At 71.6% G+C, this 16,021-nt stretch carries 15 protein-coding genes; 8 read left to right on the top strand and 7 right to left on the bottom strand.

Features of this window, described 5'->3' with window-relative positions; all coding sequences use genetic code 11:
• The first annotated feature begins 47 nt into the window (after positions 1–47).
• Together FLX08_RS28115 and FLX08_RS28110 are read left to right on the top strand one after the other, a co-directional pair.
• Complete coding sequence (locus FLX08_RS28115; RefSeq protein ID WP_142623083.1) at positions 48–1,040, top strand: diacylglycerol/lipid kinase family protein; 993 nt, start codon at positions 48–50, stop codon at positions 1,038–1,040.
• A 286-nt stretch (positions 1,041–1,326) separates the two neighbouring features.
• Positions 1,327–1,581: a WhiB family transcriptional regulator gene (locus FLX08_RS28110; protein ID WP_030511444.1), complete on the top strand. Its 255-nt coding sequence runs from the start codon at positions 1,327–1,329 to the stop codon at positions 1,579–1,581.
• Between the two features lie 250 nt (positions 1,582–1,831).
• On the opposite strand, the gene FLX08_RS28105 is transcribed toward FLX08_RS28110, so the two are convergent.
• A complete protein-coding gene (locus FLX08_RS28105) occupies positions 1,832–3,295 on the bottom strand; it encodes a sensor histidine kinase (RefSeq protein ID WP_142623081.1) in 1,464 nt (487 codons plus the stop codon).
• 68 nt (positions 3,296–3,363) lie between these two features.
• Here FLX08_RS28105 and FLX08_RS28100 point away from each other — a divergent pair, with 68 nt between their 5' ends.
• The 5 genes from FLX08_RS28100 (at position 3,364) to FLX08_RS28080 (ending at position 8,938) form a co-directional block, all read left to right on the top strand.
• A complete protein-coding gene (locus FLX08_RS28100) occupies positions 3,364–4,551 on the top strand; it encodes an 8-amino-7-oxononanoate synthase (protein ID WP_142623079.1) in 1,188 nt (395 codons plus the stop codon).
• Entirely contained in the window at positions 4,548–5,276 is a 729-nt protein-coding gene (locus FLX08_RS28095; RefSeq protein WP_030511441.1) for a GntR family transcriptional regulator, read from the top strand. Before FLX08_RS28100 ends, FLX08_RS28095 begins: the two co-directional genes overlap by 4 nt.
• A gap of 45 nt (positions 5,277–5,321) precedes the next feature.
• Positions 5,322–6,044, top strand: a complete 723-nt coding sequence (gene bioD, locus FLX08_RS28090; protein WP_142623077.1) for a dethiobiotin synthase — start codon at positions 5,322–5,324, stop codon at positions 6,042–6,044.
• 34 nt (positions 6,045–6,078) lie between these two features.
• A complete protein-coding gene (gene bioB / locus FLX08_RS28085) occupies positions 6,079–7,077 on the top strand; it encodes a biotin synthase BioB (RefSeq protein WP_142623075.1) in 999 nt (332 codons plus the stop codon).
• Between the two features lie 214 nt (positions 7,078–7,291).
• Positions 7,292–8,938, top strand: coding sequence for an acetolactate synthase (locus FLX08_RS28080; protein WP_142623073.1), 1,647 nt, complete (start codon positions 7,292–7,294; stop codon positions 8,936–8,938).
• A gap of 67 nt (positions 8,939–9,005) precedes the next feature.
• Here the strand turns inward: FLX08_RS28080 and FLX08_RS28075 are convergent, their stop codons facing one another.
• Positions 9,006–10,730 carry a serine/threonine-protein kinase gene (locus tag FLX08_RS28075; protein WP_244312941.1) on the bottom strand — a complete coding sequence of 575 codons (1,725 nt, stop codon included), beginning with the start codon at positions 10,728–10,730 and terminating at the stop codon, positions 9,006–9,008.
• 159 nt (positions 10,731–10,889) lie between these two features.
• Positions 10,890–11,072 (bottom strand): biotin synthase auxiliary protein BsaP, encoded by a 183-nt coding sequence (gene bsaP / locus FLX08_RS43595; protein ID WP_142623069.1) that lies wholly within the window; start codon positions 11,070–11,072, stop codon positions 10,890–10,892.
• A gap of 145 nt (positions 11,073–11,217) precedes the next feature.
• On the opposite strand from bsaP, the gene FLX08_RS28065 reads away from it, so the two are divergent.
• Positions 11,218–11,595 carry a thioesterase family protein gene (locus FLX08_RS28065; RefSeq protein ID WP_142623068.1) on the top strand — a complete coding sequence of 126 codons (378 nt, stop codon included), beginning with the start codon at positions 11,218–11,220 and terminating at the stop codon, positions 11,593–11,595.
• Between the two features lie 58 nt (positions 11,596–11,653).
• On the opposite strand, the gene FLX08_RS28060 is transcribed toward FLX08_RS28065, so the two are convergent.
• The 4 genes from FLX08_RS28060 to FLX08_RS28045 all read right to left on the bottom strand — a co-directional run bounded on the left by FLX08_RS28060 (position 11,654) and on the right by FLX08_RS28045 (position 16,004).
• Positions 11,654–11,866 carry a biotin/lipoyl-binding carrier protein gene (locus tag FLX08_RS28060; RefSeq protein ID WP_142623066.1) on the bottom strand — a complete coding sequence of 71 codons (213 nt, stop codon included), beginning with the start codon at positions 11,864–11,866 and terminating at the stop codon, positions 11,654–11,656.
• Between the two features lie 31 nt (positions 11,867–11,897).
• Positions 11,898–13,232, bottom strand: coding sequence for an acetyl-CoA carboxylase biotin carboxylase subunit (locus tag FLX08_RS28055; protein WP_142623064.1), 1,335 nt, complete (start codon positions 13,230–13,232; stop codon positions 11,898–11,900).
• A 133-nt stretch (positions 13,233–13,365) separates the two neighbouring features.
• Entirely contained in the window at positions 13,366–14,652 is a 1,287-nt protein-coding gene (locus FLX08_RS28050; protein WP_244312939.1) for an HD-GYP domain-containing protein, read from the bottom strand.
• Positions 14,649–16,004, bottom strand: coding sequence for an HD-GYP domain-containing protein (locus FLX08_RS28045; protein WP_142623062.1), 1,356 nt, complete (start codon positions 16,002–16,004; stop codon positions 14,649–14,651). The genes FLX08_RS28050 and FLX08_RS28045 overlap by 4 nt, the downstream gene beginning before the upstream one ends.
• Between the last annotated feature and the right edge of the window lie 17 nt (positions 16,005–16,021).

Raw genomic sequence — 16,021 nt, 5'->3', positions numbered from 1 at the left:
GAGGCGTCACCCCGCACGAGCGGTAAACCGTTCGTTAACCTTCAGGCATGCGGGCACTCCTCCTCGTCAATCCCAAGGCGACCTCGACGCACCGGCGCACGCGGGACGTGCTGATCCGGGCGCTCGGCGCCGCCGTCGACCTGTCGGTCGAGGAGACCGCCTACCGCGGCCACGCGACCGCGCTCGCCGCCACCGCGCACGCCAAGGGCTTCGACGCGGTGGCGGTCCTCGGCGGCGACGGCACGATCAACGAGACCGTCAACGGCCTGCTGAACGCCCGGCCCGACGGCGGCGCGAACGAGCGGCCCGCGCTCATCGTGATCCCCGGGGGCAGCGCAAACGTCTTCGCCCGCGCACTCGGGCTGCCCAACAACCCGGTCGAGGCGACCGGCGCCGTGCTGGAGGCGCTACGCGAAGGACGCCGCCGCACCATCGGTCTGGGGCAGGCGATTTGGCACGACGAGGTTTCAGGTCCGGATCCGGGGGCAGGGGCGCCACCTGACCAGCAAAGGTCTAGATATTTCACATTTTGTGCTGGGCTGGGATATGACGCCGAAGTCGTCCGAGCCGTGGAGGGCCTGCGGAGCGCGGGGCATCGCGCGCTGCCCGCGCTCTACGTGAACACGACGGTCCGCCACTTCTTCGTGACGGACCGGCGGCAGCCGGCGATCCGGCTGACGCGTCCCGGCCGGCCGGCAGAGGACGGGATCTTCATGGCGATCGTGTCCAACACGTCACCGTGGACGTACGCCGGCACACGTCCGATCAACCCGACGCCGTGGGCCGGTTTCGAGACGGGGCTCGACATGCTGGGGCTCCGCAGGATGGGCCTGCCGGCCGTGCTCTCGCTCGTCCGGCAGATCATCGGCGAACACCGGGGGTTGCCGCGGGGTAAACACCTCGTTCAGCTGCATGACGAGGCCGAGTTCACGCTCCATGCCTCCCGCCCGGTCGCCTTCCAGCTCGACGGCGACTACCTGGGAGAACACGAGTGGGTGATCTTCCGCGCTATCCCGGACGCATTACAAGTCCTCGTCTAGCTTGTTACATGTAGTCATAGTGTGACGCATCCGACAGCCACAAGGGGCAAAACCTTCTCCCAAACCTCTTGTGTGGTGTTGGAACGGCTGAAAAGCTGAACTACGACGTCGGAACGTAGGACCTTTACGGAGACCACAGCCTCCGGAAGGTGCCCCGGCGAGCACGCGGACAAGCCCGGCCCCCACCCTGGATCCGGGTGATCGTTCGCATCAGCTAGTGAAAGAGTTCACAAAGTTGACGGCCAGAGGAGCCACGGAGGCTCCGCCTTACGAAGGAGTGGAACGCATGGACTGGCGCCACCGCGCTGCCTGCCGTGACGTGGACCCCGAGCTGTTCTTCCCGATCGGGAACACTGGTCCGGCGCTCATGCAGATCGAAGAGGCCAAGCAGGTATGCCGGCGATGCACGGTCGCCGAGTCCTGTCTCAAGTGGGCCCTCGAGTCGGGTCAGGACGCCGGAGTCTGGGGCGGGCTCAGCGAGGATGAGCGTCGCGCCCTGAAGCGTCGTACGGCTCGCGCCCGCGCCCGCGCCGCCGTCTGACTCCCCCGCCGCACGCGAACGCCTTCGGTGAATGCCTGTCACGGCATTCACCGGATCGCGGGGCAGCGGAGCCGGGCAGGGACTGCCGCGTAGCCTCCCGCCCACAGGGCCGTCTGTCCACCAACGCATCGCGTCCACTATGGCATCCCCCACACGGGTGCCGCACGGCGGGACCCCCTGTGGAGCCGCCCGCGCACCCGAGGGCCCCGCGGCCCGCGGGAGATCGAGGCCCAGGGGAATCAACCGGGGATCAGCTCGGCTGCACGGGAATGCTGAGGCTGACCTCGGTGCCTCCGCCGTCTCTCCCGGCCACACCAAGGCGGCCCGACAGTTCGCCGACGACCAGCGTGCGGACGATCTGAAGACCGAGGCTCCCCGTGGCCTCCAGGTCGAAGTCCTCGGGCAGGCCCTTGCCGTCGTCGGCCACCACGAACTCCAGCCGGTCGGCGTCCCGGGAGACGACGACCTGGACGTTCCCGGAGGAATGGGCGAACCCGTGCTCGACCGCGTTCTGCAGCAACTCGGTCAGCACCATCGCGATGGGGGTCGCGACCGCGGCGGGCAGCACGCCGAAGCTGCCGACACGTTTGATGGCCACCTGCGCGAGCGCCACCTCCGCCGTCATCGCGATGACCCGGTCGGCGATGTCGTCGAACTCGACCATCTCCTCCGGCATCTGGGCGAGGATCTCGTGGACGATCGCGATCGAGCCGACCCGCCGTACGGCCTCGTTCAGCGCCTCCTGGCCCTCGGGGTTGTTGAGCCGGCGCGCCTGGAGCCGCAGCAGCGCGGCCACGGTCTGCAGGTTGTTCTTGACCCGGTGGTGGATCTCGCGGATCGTCGCGTCCTTGGTGAGCAGCTCCCGCTCGCGCCGCCGCAGCTCGGTCACATCGCGGATCAGCACCAGCGCGCCGATGCGGCCCCCGCCGACGATCAGCGGGATCGCCCGTAGCTGCACGACCGTGCCGCCGTTCTCCACCTCGGTCTCACGGGGGGCCCGCCCGCTGGCGACGAGCATCAGGTCCTCGTTGATCGGCTCGTCGGAGTAGCAGAGGGCGGCGGTCGTCTTCCCCAGGTCCGCCCCCACCAGATCGGCGTGCAGGCCGAGCCTGCGGTAGGCCGACAGCGCGTTGGGCGAGGCGTAGGTGACCCGCCCGGCCTTGTCCAGGCGGAGCAGGCCGTCGCCCACCCGGGGCGATCTGACCAGGATCGGCTCCGCCTCCGCGAAGGGGAACCTGCCCTCGGCGACCATCTGCGCCAGATCGGACGCGCTCTGCAGGTAGGTCAGCTCAAGGCGGGACGGCGTGCGCGCCGACGACAGGTTGGTCGAGCGCTGGATGACCCCGATGATCGGGCCGTCCCTGTCGCGCCGCACCGGGATCGTCTCCTCGCGCACCGGAACACCGCTGGACCAGTCGGGGTCGCCCTCCCTGCAGATGCGGTTCTCGGTCCAGGCCACGTCGATCAGCGGCCGCTCCCCGACCGCGATGGACATGCCCACGACGTCGTCGTGATAGACGGTGGGCCCGGTCGTGGGCCGCATCTGGGCCACCGCCACCCACCTCGTGCCGCCCTGGTCGGGCACCCACAGAATGAGGTCGGCGAACGACAGATCGGCCAGCAACTGCCAGTCCGAGACCAGCGAGTGGATCCAGTCGACGCCGGCGGGATCGAGTGCGGTGTGACGCGACACCAGGTCGCTGAGAGTCGGCACGACTGCATGATGCGCCGCCGTCCGGGTCGAAAGCGAATCGACCATCGCCACCTGGCAAGATGCACCTCATGACAGGGCCGTTGGACAGACTGCGCGCGGCCGCCGCCGAGCGGGAGGCGGCGGGCCTGCGCCGCGTTCTCCGTCCGCGCACGCCCGGCCACGACGGCCTGCTCGACCTGGCCTCCAACGACTATCTGGGGCTCTCGCGGGACGAGCGGCTCGTCGAGGCGGCCGTACGGGCCACCAGGGAGTGGGGAGCAGGCTCGACGGGGTCACGTCTGGTCACCGGCTCCACCCGGCTCCACGCCGAGCTGGAGGACCGGCTCGCCGCGTTCACCGGAGCGGCCGGGGCCCTGGTGTTCTCCTCGGGCTATCTCGCCAACCTCGCGGCGGTCGCCGCCCTCGGGCGGGGCGGTCTGATCGTCTCGGACGCCGGCAACCACGCCTCGATCGTGGACGCCTGCCGGCTGTCGCGGTCGCGGGTCGTGGTGACGCCGCACGGGGACGCGGAGGCGGTGGACAAGGCCCTGGCCGGGCGTGCCGAGGAGCACGCCCTCGTCGTCACCGACGCCGTCTTCTCCGTCGACGGCGACCTCGCGCCGCTGCGCGCCCTCCACAAGGCCGCCGTACGGCACGGCGCGCTGCTGGTGGTGGACGAGGCCCACGCGCTCGGCGTGGTGGGCGACCACGGCAGGGGCGCCGTGCACGCGGCGGGCCTCGCCGGCTGTGCGGACATTGTGAGAACCGTCACGTTGTCGAAGTCTCTCGGATCACAGGGCGGCGCGGTTCTGGGCGCCCCCGAGGTGATCGGCACGCTCGTGGACACCGGCCGGTCGTTCATCTTCGACACCGGCCTCGCCCCGACCTGCGCCGGTGCCGCCCTGGCCGCTGTCGATATCCTGGAAAGCGCCGCTGACCTGCCCGGACGCGCCCGTTCGAGAGCCGGGGAACTGGCCGCGCTGGCCCGCGAGCTCGGCCTGGAGACGGCCGATCCGGCGGCCGCCGTCGTGCCGGTCGTGCTCGGCTCGCCCGGGCTCGCCCTGTCGGCGGCAGCCCTGTGTGCGGAACTCGGGGTCCGCGTGGGATGCTTCCGCCCACCGTCGGTGCCTCGGGGCCGGTCCTGTTTGCGGTTGACCGCGAGGGCCGATTTGGGGTCCGATGATCTCGCGGTGGTCCGGGGTGCGCTCACCGCTGTGGCCCAGTTGACGATGTTGCCTGAGTTGGGCGATGTGGCCGAGTTGAGGGTGGACAGGTGACGGAGCACAGCGAGGACTCTCCCCGGGTTCCGAAGTACTACGACGTGAAGCGCAGTCTTCTGGAGCTCACCAAGAGCCTGCCCGCGGGCAGCGCGCTCCCGCCCGAGCGCGCCCTGGCGGTGCGCTTCGAGACATCCCGGACGACGGTCCGGCAGGCGCTCTCGGAGCTCGTGGTCGAGGGGAGGCTGCTGCGCATCCAGGGCAAGGGCACGTTCGTCGCCCAGCCCAAGGTCGCCCAGGTCCTGCAGCTCACCTCCTATACCGGTGACCTGCGCACGGTCGGCCTGGAGCCGGACACCAAGATCCTCGACATCAGCTACATCACGGCCGACGAGGCGCTCGGGCGGCGGCTGGCCATCAACCCCGGCAGCCGGGTCCTGCGGATCCACCGCCTGCGCCTGGCCAACGGCGAGCCGATGTCCATCGACACCACGCACCTGTCCGCCCGCAGGTTCCCCCGCCTGCGGCGCGAACTGGAGGTGCACTCCTCCCTGTACGAGACGCTGCACAACGCCTACAACGTGCGGCTGACCGACGCCGAGGAGGTCATAGAGACCGTGCTCGCCACGCCGTACGACGCCCAGGTGCTGGGCGTGGACGTCGGCCTGCCCATGCTGCTGCTGACCCGGCACGCCTTCGACGCCGACGGCAACCCGGTCGAGTACGCCCAGTCGCTCTACCGCGGCGACCGCTACAAGTTCGTCACCCGCCTCCGCCGCCCCTGATCATGTCTCCCGCCTCGCGGGCGGTCAGGCTCTACCCTCGCGGGCATGAGTGTTCTCGTTGTGACAGGGACGGACACCGGGGTCGGGAAGACGGTGGTGACGGCCGCGGTGGCCGTCCTGGCCCTTGAGCGGGGCGCTACGGTCGCGGTGGTGAAGCCGGCGCAGACCGGGGTGGCGGCCGGGGAACCGGGGGACCTCGACGAGGTGATCCGCCTGTCGGGGGTGACGACGACCTTCGAGATGGCGCGGTATCCCGATCCGCTCTCCCCCGCCGCGGCGGCCCGCGTCTCCGGCATGCCGCCGCTGTCGCTCACGTCGGCGGCGGCGCGGATCGAGGAGCTGGCCGAGTCGCACCGGCTGGTCCTCGTCGAGGGCGCCGGGGGCCTGCTGGTCCGCTACGACGAGGAGGGCGGCACGCTCGCCGACCTGGCGCGGCGGCTGCACGCCCCCGTCCTCGTGGTGACGCGCGCCGCCCTGGGCACGCTCAACCACACGGCGCTGACGCTCGAAGCCATGGCGGGCCGGGGCCTCGACCCGGCGGGCGTGGTGATCGGGTCGTGGCCGGCCGATCCGGGGCTCGCCGAGCGGTCGAACGTCGCCGACCTGGAGATGCTCGCCGCCCGGCCGCTGTCGGGCGCGCTGCCGGAGGGCGCGGGCACGCTCGGCCGGGAGGCGTTCGCCCGCACCGCCCACGCCGGGCTCGCGCCCACCCTCGGCGGCATGTTCGACCCGGCCGCGTTCCGCTCGACCTTTAAGCTGCCCCTGTGACAGGAGTGACGCCGAGGACCCAGGGGAGTGCCGCGTGACGACCGACATCCTGGAGATCGCCCGCGTTCGGGTTCTGGACGAGGGCAGGGGTCTCGACGCGGCCCAGGCGCTCGAGTGCCTGACGCTGCCCGACGAGCGCCTGCCCGGCCTGCTCGCGCTGGCGCACGAGGTGCGGATGAAGTGGTGCGGTCCCGAGGTCGAGGTGGAGGGCATCGTCTCGCTGAAGACCGGCGGTTGCCCGGAGGACTGCCACTTCTGCTCGCAGTCCGGCCAGTTCTCCTCGCCGGTGCGCGCGGCCTGGCTCGACATCCCCTCGCTCGTCCGGGCGGCCGTCGAGACGGCCGCGACCGGGGCGACGGAGTTCTGCATCGTCGCGGCCGTACGCGGACCCGACCCGCGGCTGATGGACCAGGTGCGCGAGGGCGTCAAGGCGATCCGCGAGGCGGTCGACATCAACGTGGCCTGCTCCCTCGGCATGCTCACCCAGGCGCAGGTGGACGAACTGGCCGAGATGGGGGTCCACCGCTACAACCACAACCTGGAGACCGCCCGGTCGCACTTCCCCCGCGTGGTCACCACGCACACCTGGGAGGAGCGCTGGGACACCTGCCTCATGGTTCGTGAGGCGGGCATGGAGCTGTGCTGCGGCGGCATCGTCGGCATGGGAGAGACGCTGGAGCAGCGGGCCGAGTTCGCCGCCCAGCTGGGCGAGCTGGCGCCCGACGAGGTGCCGCTCAACTTCCTCAACCCCCGACCGGGCACGCCGTTCGCCGACCAGCCCCTCCTACCGGGCACCGAGGCGCTGAAGACGATCGGCACGTTCCGCCTCGCCCTGCCGCGTACGATCCTGCGCTACGCCGGGGGCCGCGAGCTCACCCTGGGCGACCTCGGCACGAGGGACGGCATGCTGGGCGGCGTCAACGCCATCATCGTCGGCAACTACCTGACCACCCTGGGCCGCGCGCCCGAGCGCGACCTGGAGCTGCTCGCCGGCCTCAGGATGCCCATCAAGGCGCTCTCCCAGACCCTCTGACGCCCACTCGCGGGCGACCGGCTGGAATCCCAGCCTGCGGGGGCGGAGTAGCCGCGGCGACACCGGGCATCAGCGGGAGTGACCGAGGTTCTCCTGTGGCTGGAGGGCATCGGCCGTCCCCTGTTCCGAAGGGAGTGTCGAGGTGCTGCCCGGCGCGCGACAGGGCATGACTTCTGAAACACCCCCAAAGTGACCGACTGGTAGGTTTCACCGTATGGAGTCCCCCAAACACGCAGGCGACATCGCCGTCGCCGTCTCCCAGGCCTACGGCGTGGACACGATGTTCACGCTGTCCGGTGGGCACGTCTTCCCCCTGTACGACGGGGCCGTCCATCAGAACATGCGCATCCTGGACGTGCGCCACGAGCAGAGCGCGGTGTTCGCGGCCGAGGCGACGGCCCGGCTCGCCCGCAAGCCCGGCCTCGCCGTGCTCACGGCCGGCCCCGGCGTCACCAACGGCGTCTCGGGGGTCGCGACCGCCCACTTCAACGGCTCCCCGGTCGTCGTGCTCGGCGGGCGCGCCCCGCGCTCCCGCTGGGGCTCCGGGGCGCTGCAGGAGATGGACCATCCGCCGCTGTTCGCGCCCATCACCAAGCTCGCCTTCACCGGGTCGGGTGCGGACTCCATCGGGCAGGACGTCGAGATGGCCTTCAGGACCGCCCTGGCCCCGCACCGCGGCCCGGTGTTCCTGGACGTCTACATGGACGACCTGTTCTCCCCGTCGCCCGAGTACATGTCGGAGACGCTGACCCCGTCGCCCCTCGAGCCCGACTCCGAGGCCCTCGCCGGCATCGCGCGGCTGCTCGCCGAGGCCGAGCGCCCGGTGCTCGTGCTCGGCTCCGACGTCTGGATGGAGCGCGCCGAGGAGGCCGCGCGCGACTTCGCCGAGGAGTGGCGCCTGCCCGTCGTCCCGAACGGCCAGGGCCGCGGCATCCTGCCCTCCGGGCACGAGTTGCTGGTCACCCGCGCCCGGGGCGTCGCCTTCGGCCAGGCCGACCTCGTCATCGTCGTCGGCACCCCGCTCGACTTCCGGCTCGCGTACGGCTGGTTCGGCGGCAAGGAGGGCGCACCGCTCGCCAGGGTCGTGCACATCGCCGACGCGCCCTCGCAGCTCGCCACGCACACCGGCCTGTCCGGCTCGGCCGCCGGCGACCTGTCGGTCATCTTCTGGGGCCTGTCGGCCGCCTGCGGGGCCGCCGGGGTGAACCCCAAGGCGTACGAGCCGTGGGTGAGCAGGCTGAGCGAGGCCGCGGCGGCGGCGATCGCCGGGGACGCCCCCCTGCTGGAGTCGGACGCCGACCCGATCCACCCGATGCGCATCTATGGCGAGCTGAACAAGGTGCTCGCCGACGACGCGGTCGTCATCGGCGACGGCGGCGACTTCGTCTCCTACGCCGGCAAGTACGTCGAGCCGCGCAGGCCCGGCAACTGGCTCGACCCCGGCCCGTACGGCTGCCTCGGCACCGGGCTCGGCTACTCCATCGCGGCACGTCTCGCGCGGCCGTCGTCGCAGGTCGTGCTGCTGCTCGGCGACGGCGCGGCGGGCTTTTCACTGATGGACGTCGACACGCTGGTCCGCCACCGCCTGCCGGTCGTCATGATCTGCGGCAACAACGGCATGTGGGGCCTGGAGAAGCACCCCATGCAGATGCTGTACGGCTACGACGTGGCGGCCGAGCTCCAGCCGCAGTGCCGTTATGACCAGGTCGTGACCGCGCTCGGCGGCGGCGGGGAGCTCGTCACGTCGCCGGACGAGATCGGCCCGGCGCTGCGCCGCGCCTTCGACTCCGGCGTGCCCTACCTGGTGAACATCGCCACCGACCCGGCGATCGCCTACCCGCGCAACACGACCGGGGTGTAACGACGGGGTGTGACCACCGGCGGAGCCCCGCGTACGTCCGTCGCGCGGGGCTCCCGTCCGGCCTGCCTCAGGACGCCGCGGGAGAGCGGCTCCCGCCCACGCTGGGCGACGGGCTGGGCGAGGGGGGCGGGCAGTCCTTCTTCACGGTGAATGTGACCGCCGTGCCCTCCTTGACCATCGTGTTCGCGGCCGGCTTCTGGTTGACGACCGTTCCCTTGCAGTCCCCCTCGCCGTCGTAGGCGGGCTTCGGGCTGAGACCCAGCATGTTGAGGCGCGCCAGCGCGGAGCTCTCGGGCAGGCCCTTGAGATCGGGCACCTTGACGAGGCCCTTCGTCTGGCTCGGCGAGGGCGTCGGGGAGGCGGTGGGGCTCGGTGTCGGGCTGGGAGTAGGGCTCGGCGTGGGGCTCGGCTTCCTCGTCCTGGGAGGCGGGCTCGGCTGCGTCACCGGCACCTCGTGGGACGGGCTCGCGGAGGGCCGCGGGTTGCGGGTCCGTGTCGCGCTCGGGGACGGGTCAGTGGTGGCCACCGTCAGGGACGGAGCGGGCGACTCGGCGACGCCCGGCCCGGCCGAGGCCATGTTGATGCCGAGGACGGCCAGACCGCCGACGACGGCGAACGCGGCCACACCGGCCGCGACGGGCAGCCCCTTGCCGCTCTTGGACCGCTGCGCCGCGCGCCGCGCCGTACGGGAGCCCTGCTGCTGCGCGGAGGCGACGGTCGTCGGCGGCACGGCCGGGGCGTCGTTCCACGACTCCCGCGTGACGCGGTAAGTGGCGCCGGTGGCCGGCACGGCCTCCTGCCCGCCCTGGTAGGGGTGTGCCTGGGTGGCCGCGCCCGTGGGCGGAGGCAGGGCCCCCATGCCGGTGGAGGCCGGGGCCCCCGTGACGCCCTGCGGGCCGTATCCCCCTCCGGCGAGACCCTGCGGGCCATAGCCGGGCGCGGCGTCCGGGAGCACGGCGCCGGGCATCGCGGCACCGGGAGGCAGCACCGACTGCCGGGCGGCCTGGCTCATCGCGGCGGCGGACGGCCAGCGGCGCGCCGGATCCTTCGACATGGCCCGTTCGACGATGGCCCGGACGGCGGGCGGCACGTCCGGCGGCAGCGGCGGCGGCTCCTCGCGGATGTGCTTGAGCGCGATCGTCACCGGCGAGTCGCCGTCGAAGGGACGCTGCCCGGCCAGGCACTCGTACGCCACCACGCCCAGCGCGTAGATGTCGACGGCGGGCGTGACCGGAGCGCCCTCGGCCTGCTCCGGCGCGCAGTAGGCCGCGGTGCCGAGCACCATTCCGGCGTCGGTGAGGCGGCTGCCCTGGTCGGCGCGGGCGATGCCGAAGTCGGTCAGCACCAGCGTGCCGTCGGACCGCACCAGCAGGTTGCCCGGCTTGACGTCCCGGTGCACGATCCCCCGCTCGTGCACGGCCTGGAGGGCGGAGGCCGCCTGCGCGATGAGCTCCATCGCGGGCTCGGCGCCGATGCGGCCGAGGCGCATCAGCAGGCGGTCGAGCGGCTCGCCGTCGACGAACCGCATGACAAGGTACGCGGTGGACCCGTCGCCGGGGACCTCGGTGACCCCGTAGTCGTAGACGTCGACGACACCGGGGTGGTTGATGGTCGCCATCGCGCGCGCCTCGCCCTGGAAGCGGACGGCGAATCCAGGGTCGTCGAGACGACCGGGGAGAAGCACCTTGACGGCGACGGTACGCGCGAGGACGGTGTCCTCACCACGCCATACCTCGCCCATGCCCCCGGCGCCGAGCCGGGCGTCCAACCGGTAACGCCCAGCCAGGGTCATACCTTGGGCCACCATTTGCGCCCCGTACCCCCTAAGTCAATCGACCCCCGAAGGTGTCCAACAAAGCAGGTTCGTGTCGCGGGTTGATAACGACAACTTCACGGAACCCTGTACGCGTAAGGGATCCAGGCTCGGGGGATCGAAGGTCGAGCCTACCTGTTACCCGCCCGTACTACCGTGCACCGAGCACCGTGCCGTCCAGTTCCTGGGCGTGACCTGGACGATCATGCGGCGGCGGCAGTGCGGGCAGTAACGCGGTGGCTCCATCGCCCTGGCGGCCAGACAGGCCGCGTGATCACCGCTGCAGGCCGGACGGCCGCAGTGATCGCAGTAGAGGTCCACAGTGCACCACCTTAACCGCTGCCCGCCTCGGCCGCCCGGAAAGCAAATGGAGTCCCCGCTGCCATCTAAGACGCTTCCGGGCCCCGTTTAGTTGCCTCCGGCCTCCGCAGGCACCGGGGAGCGACGACCCAATAGGCTGACCCGCATGAGTGTTGCTCCAGGTCTGCGCGCCGAGGTCCTCATCATGGTGGAGCGCTCGGACACGGCGATCCGGGTCGGCAGCGGCGACGTGCCGGTGCTGGGCACGCCGCGGCTGCTGTCGTTCGCCGAGGGAGCCACGGTCAAGGCCGTCCAGCATCAGCTGGAGCCGGGGCAGACCACGGTGGGGACCAGGGTGCTGATCGAGCACCGGCTGCCCAGCCCGGTCGGGATGCACGTCGAGATCGGCGTCGAGCTCACGGAGGTGGACGGCAGGCGGCTCGTCTTCGCCGTCAGGGCCGTCGACAAGACCGGCGCCCTGGTCGCCACGGGCACGATCGAGCGGGTCGTCGTCGACCGGGAGCGGTTCCTCTCCCGTCTCTGAACATCCCGTCTCCGAACGTCCGTCTCCGAACATCCCGTCTCCGAACGCCCGGCCCGCGCTACTCGATGACGGCGATCAGGTCTCCCTCCTGGACGACGTCACCCTCGTTCACGTGGAGCTTCGAGACGGTCCCGGCGTCCTCGGCGACGACGGGGATCTCCATCTTCATCGACTCCAGAATCACCAGGGTGTCGCCCTCTTCGACGACCCCGCCCTCGCTCACGAGGATCTTCCAGACGTTCGCCACCATTTCGGCGCGCACCTCGGCCACCCGGGCACTCCCCTCAACGTAATTCAGCAGATCAGGCTTTTCTCATCCGGGAGACCAGCCCGGTGTCGTAGTTCCCGCTCACGAACTCGGGATGGTCGAGCAACTCGGCGCAGAACGGCAGGTTGTTCTTCGGGCCCTCGATGCGGAACGCGGCGACCGCCTCCCGGCCCCGCTCCAGCGCCTCCTCGCGGGTGGCGCCGGCGACACAGAGCTTGGCCATCAGCGGATCGTAGAACGGCGTGACGGTGTTGCCCGCCGCATATCCCGAGTCGATGCGCACTCCCTCACCCGCCGGCTCCTCCCACACGCCGATCTTGCCAGGACCCGGCAGGAACCTGCGGGGGTCCTCGGCGTAGACGCGGAACTCTATCGCGTGGCCGTTGACGCGCGGTTCGAGGGAGTAGGTCTCACCGGCCGCGATCCGGATCTGGTGCTCCACGAGGTCGAGACCGGTGACCAGTTCGGTGACGGGGTGCTCCACCTGGAGCCGGGTGTTCATCTCCAGGAAGACGAAGTCCTGGGCGTCCGCGTCCACCAGGCACTCCACCGTGCCCGCGCCGCGGTAGGCCACGGCCTCGCCCGCCCGTACGGCCGCCGCGAGCATCCGCTCGCGCAGCTCCGGGGACACGCCGGGGGACGGGCTCTCCTCCACGACCTTCTGGTGACGCCGCTGGACGGAGCAGTCGCGCTCGCCCAGGGCGACCACGGTGCCGTCGGCGAGGCCGAGGATCTGCACCTCGACGTGCCTGGCCCGCTCGATGTAGCGCTCGAGCAGGATGGCCGGCTCGCCGCCGAAGCGGGCCGCCGCCCTGCAGGCCTGCTCGAACGCCTTGGCCAGCGACTCGGCGTCGCGCGCCACGCCCATGCCGATCCCGCCGCCCCCGCCGGCCGCCTTCACCATCACGGGGAACCCGATCTCCTCGGCGGCCCGCTCGGCCTGCGCGAGGTCGGAGACCGGCTCCCTGGTGCCGGCGGCGACCGGCACGCCCGCGGACTCCATCAGGTTGCGGGCGTTGATCTTGTCGCCCATCTGCTCGATGGCCTTGGGGTCCGGGCCGATCCAGGCGAGACCGGCGTCGATCACCGCACGGGCGAACGCGGCGTTCTCCGCGAGGAACCCGTATCCGGGGTGAATCGCCTGCGCGCCGGTCGTACGGGCGGCCTGGAGGACCTTGTCGACGTCGAGGTAGCTCTGGGCCGGGTTCGCGGGACCGAGCAGCACGGCGTCGTCGGCCTCACGCACGAACGGCAGGTCGGCGTCCGCCTCGGAGTGGACCGCGATGGCGCGCAGCCCCATGCCCCGCACCGTACGGATGATCCGGCGGGCGATTTCACCACGATTGGCGACGAGAACTGAGTCGAGCACGCACTCAACTCTAGGGTGATCCCCCGCTCCGTCCCCCCGCCCCTTCCGACTGAACGCGGGGGCCGAATCTGTAGGGTCGCCACAACGACGACGGGCCCGGCGCGCCGCTGGAGACGTTTCGATGCAACGTCTGCTACAAGCGTGTGACGAGCACGAGCCGGTCGACGACGCGCGCCATCGCCTCCACCACGCCGGGGTCGTAGGCCGATCCCCCGTCGAGGCGCAGCCGCTCCAGCGCCGCCGCCGCGCGGTCCCTGTCGGTCGATCCGCCCACCAGGTCGTCGTACGCGTTGGCGGCCTTGATGATGCGGCTGGCGATGGGCGGCGACTCGCCGAGCGTCTCGCACTGCCGCCGGACGATCTCCGCGACGCCGTGGAGGACGCCGGTCTTCCTGATCACCTCGGCGCCCAGCTCGGCGATCCGCCGCGCCTGCGCGGGGTCGGCCAGCACGGTCGCGCCGCCGGGGATCGGGTCGCGCAGCGACAACTGGCCGATGTCGTGCATGAGCGCGGCATATTCCAGCTCCAGCAACTGCGGCTCGGCCATGCCCAGCTCCCGGCCGATGGCCACCGACAGCTGGCTGACGCGGCGCGAGTGGCCCGGCTCGACATAGCCGCCGACCTCGGTGACCCGGCTCAGCGCGCGCACGGTCTGCAGGTAGGTCGCCCGGATGCCGGCGTACTTGCGGAACGCCACCTGGGTGACGAGCAGCGGCGCGGCGAACGCGGGCAGCGCGGTCATGTCCATGCTGTGCGAGGCGAGCGCGAGCAGGATGCCCGATGCCGCGACGGCGGCGCCGAGCGGCGCGCCCATCCTGATCTCGTCCCGTACGGCCACGCCGAACGCGGTCCTGACCTGGTCGGCCCGGAGCATGGCCGCGATCACCACGTCTGCCACGAGCATGACCGTCACGAGCACGGCCATCACGCCGAGCGCCGGCCACCAGTTGCCGTGCCGGTCGGTGTCCCGCGCGAGCTCCCCCAGCGGGCCGCTGAGCGGCCGGTAGGCGAAGGCGAGCAACGACCCGGCGAGCAGGCGCCGGGCCATCGCGTCGAGACGCGGCGGCCGGCCGACCGCCAGGTGCGGCAGCCCGCCCGCGATCATGCCGACCGCCATCACCGCCACGACCTGCAGGGCCGAGTGGTTCGCCGGCCGTCCGCCGACGTCGAGCAGCAGGGCGTATCCGAGGGAGGCGGCAGTCGAGATCGGGGCGACCTCGCGGTTGCCCGGCATCGTGAGCCGGGCCAGCTCCCCGGCCGCGATGAGCGCGCCGAAGCCGATGGCGACCCGCGCGTCGCTCAGGCCCACCGCGGCGGTGTGAGCGATCCCCGCCACGGTCAGCATCCCGGCGGCGCAGATGAGCAGGAGCTGGCCAGAGTCGAGCCCCCCGGGCCTGGCCGTCAGCCGACGCTCTCTCACCGCTCCGACACCACCTGGATGGGCGTCGTCGGGTCGTCGTGGTCCTTCACGGTGGTCTCCACGGCGGCGTCGTCCAGGGGGACGGGCACCGGTTGCGCCATGTCCCAGCCGTGCCGGTCGAGCGCCTTGACGAACGCGCACACCATGTCGGGGTCGAACTGGGTCCCGGCGTTCTTGCGCAGCTCCGCCACCGCGAACTCGATCGACTTGGCCTTCCGGTAGGAGCGGTCGGAGGTCATGGAGTCGAACGCGTCGGCCACCGCGATGATCCGGGCGAACTCGGGGATCTCCGAGCCGGCCAGGCCCATCGGATAGCCCTTGCCGTCATGTCGTTCATGGTGGTGCATGATCCCGGCGAACGCCTCGTCGAGGAAGTCGATGCCCCGCACGATCTCCAGCCCGCGCATCGGGTGGAGCTGGATCGCGGCGTACTCCTCCTCGGTCAGGCGGCCGTCCTTCTGCAGCACCTTGGTCGGCACGCCGAGCTTGCCCACGTCGTGGAGCATGCCCGCGTAACGGATCGCGCGCAGCCGCTCGGTGCCCATCCCGATCTCTTCGGCGATCATCGAGGACGCCGCGGAGACCCGCGTGCAGTGCCCGCGCGTGTAGTAGTCCTTCGTCTCCACCGCCTGGCACAGCGCCGCGATGGTCGCGTCGTACGCCCGCTGCTCGGCGTGGTAGTGCCCCAGCGCCCACCGCGCCACGAACAGCGGCAGCAGCACGAGCACGGCCGAGATCGACTGCACCGTCGACCACAGGGCCGCGATCAGCAGGCCGAAGGTGGCGAACCCGACGTAGGAGCTCAGGAACTGCACCGTCGCGCGGAACGACACCTGGTCTCTGTGCACCGCGGACGCCAGCCGCAGGATGACCGCGGTCAGCGCGAAGTTGACGGCCACGAAGACCACCGTCGCCGCGGCGTACGGCACGAGGATGGCCGGGAAGTCGGAGGGCTCCGGCAGCGTGGCCCGTCCCCCCGCGCTCTCGTACGCCCACCCGGCGGCGTACCCGCACAGCGCGTACTGCGCGCCGTTGAACAGCCGTTTCACCATCGGCAGGCCGGGGCGCACACTCACGACGGCGGCCAGCCCGACCAGGGCCGCACCCACCGGGCCGACCAGCACCACGGCGGCCAGCGCGGCGGAGAAGCTCACCGACATCGCGACGTGCGGCACGTTGAGCAGCGTCGGCACCGACTCGCAGAGCAGGAAGAGCAGCGCCAGGACGAGAAGCGCCGACCAGTCCTCCGCCACGAGCCCGTGATGCGAGAGAAGACCACGCGTGATCACGAGACCCGCGGTTCCGACGAGTGCGACGAAGTAGACCCTGGCGGGCCACGGCAGTTCCCGCATGGCGGCCACCTTGAATG

Source organism: Microbispora hainanensis, assembly GCF_006874475.1.
Lineage (GTDB): Bacteria > Actinomycetota > Actinomycetes > Streptosporangiales > Streptosporangiaceae > Microbispora > Microbispora hainanensis.
The sequence above is the reverse complement of the archived record's forward strand: the minus strand, read 5'-3'. Positions and strand labels throughout refer to the sequence as shown.

Coding starts and splice junctions, on each gene's coding strand:
- FLX08_RS28115 (WP_142623083.1), top strand. CDS start 48: ATGCGGGCACTCCTCCTCGTCAATCCCAAGGCGACCTCGACGCACCGG.
- FLX08_RS28110 (WP_030511444.1), top strand. CDS start 1,327: ATGGACTGGCGCCACCGCGCTGCCTGCCGTGACGTGGACCCCGAGCTG.
- FLX08_RS28100 (WP_142623079.1), top strand. CDS start 3,364: ATGACAGGGCCGTTGGACAGACTGCGCGCGGCCGCCGCCGAGCGGGAG.
- bioD (WP_142623077.1), top strand. CDS start 5,322: ATGAGTGTTCTCGTTGTGACAGGGACGGACACCGGGGTCGGGAAGACG.
- FLX08_RS28080 (WP_142623073.1), top strand. CDS start 7,292: ATGGAGTCCCCCAAACACGCAGGCGACATCGCCGTCGCCGTCTCCCAG.
- FLX08_RS28075 (WP_244312941.1), bottom strand. CDS start 10,730: ATGACCCTGGCTGGGCGTTACCGGTTGGACGCCCGGCTCGGCGCCGGG.
- FLX08_RS28065 (WP_142623068.1), top strand. CDS start 11,218: ATGAGTGTTGCTCCAGGTCTGCGCGCCGAGGTCCTCATCATGGTGGAG.
- FLX08_RS28045 (WP_142623062.1), bottom strand. CDS start 16,004: ATGCGGGAACTGCCGTGGCCCGCCAGGGTCTACTTCGTCGCACTCGTC.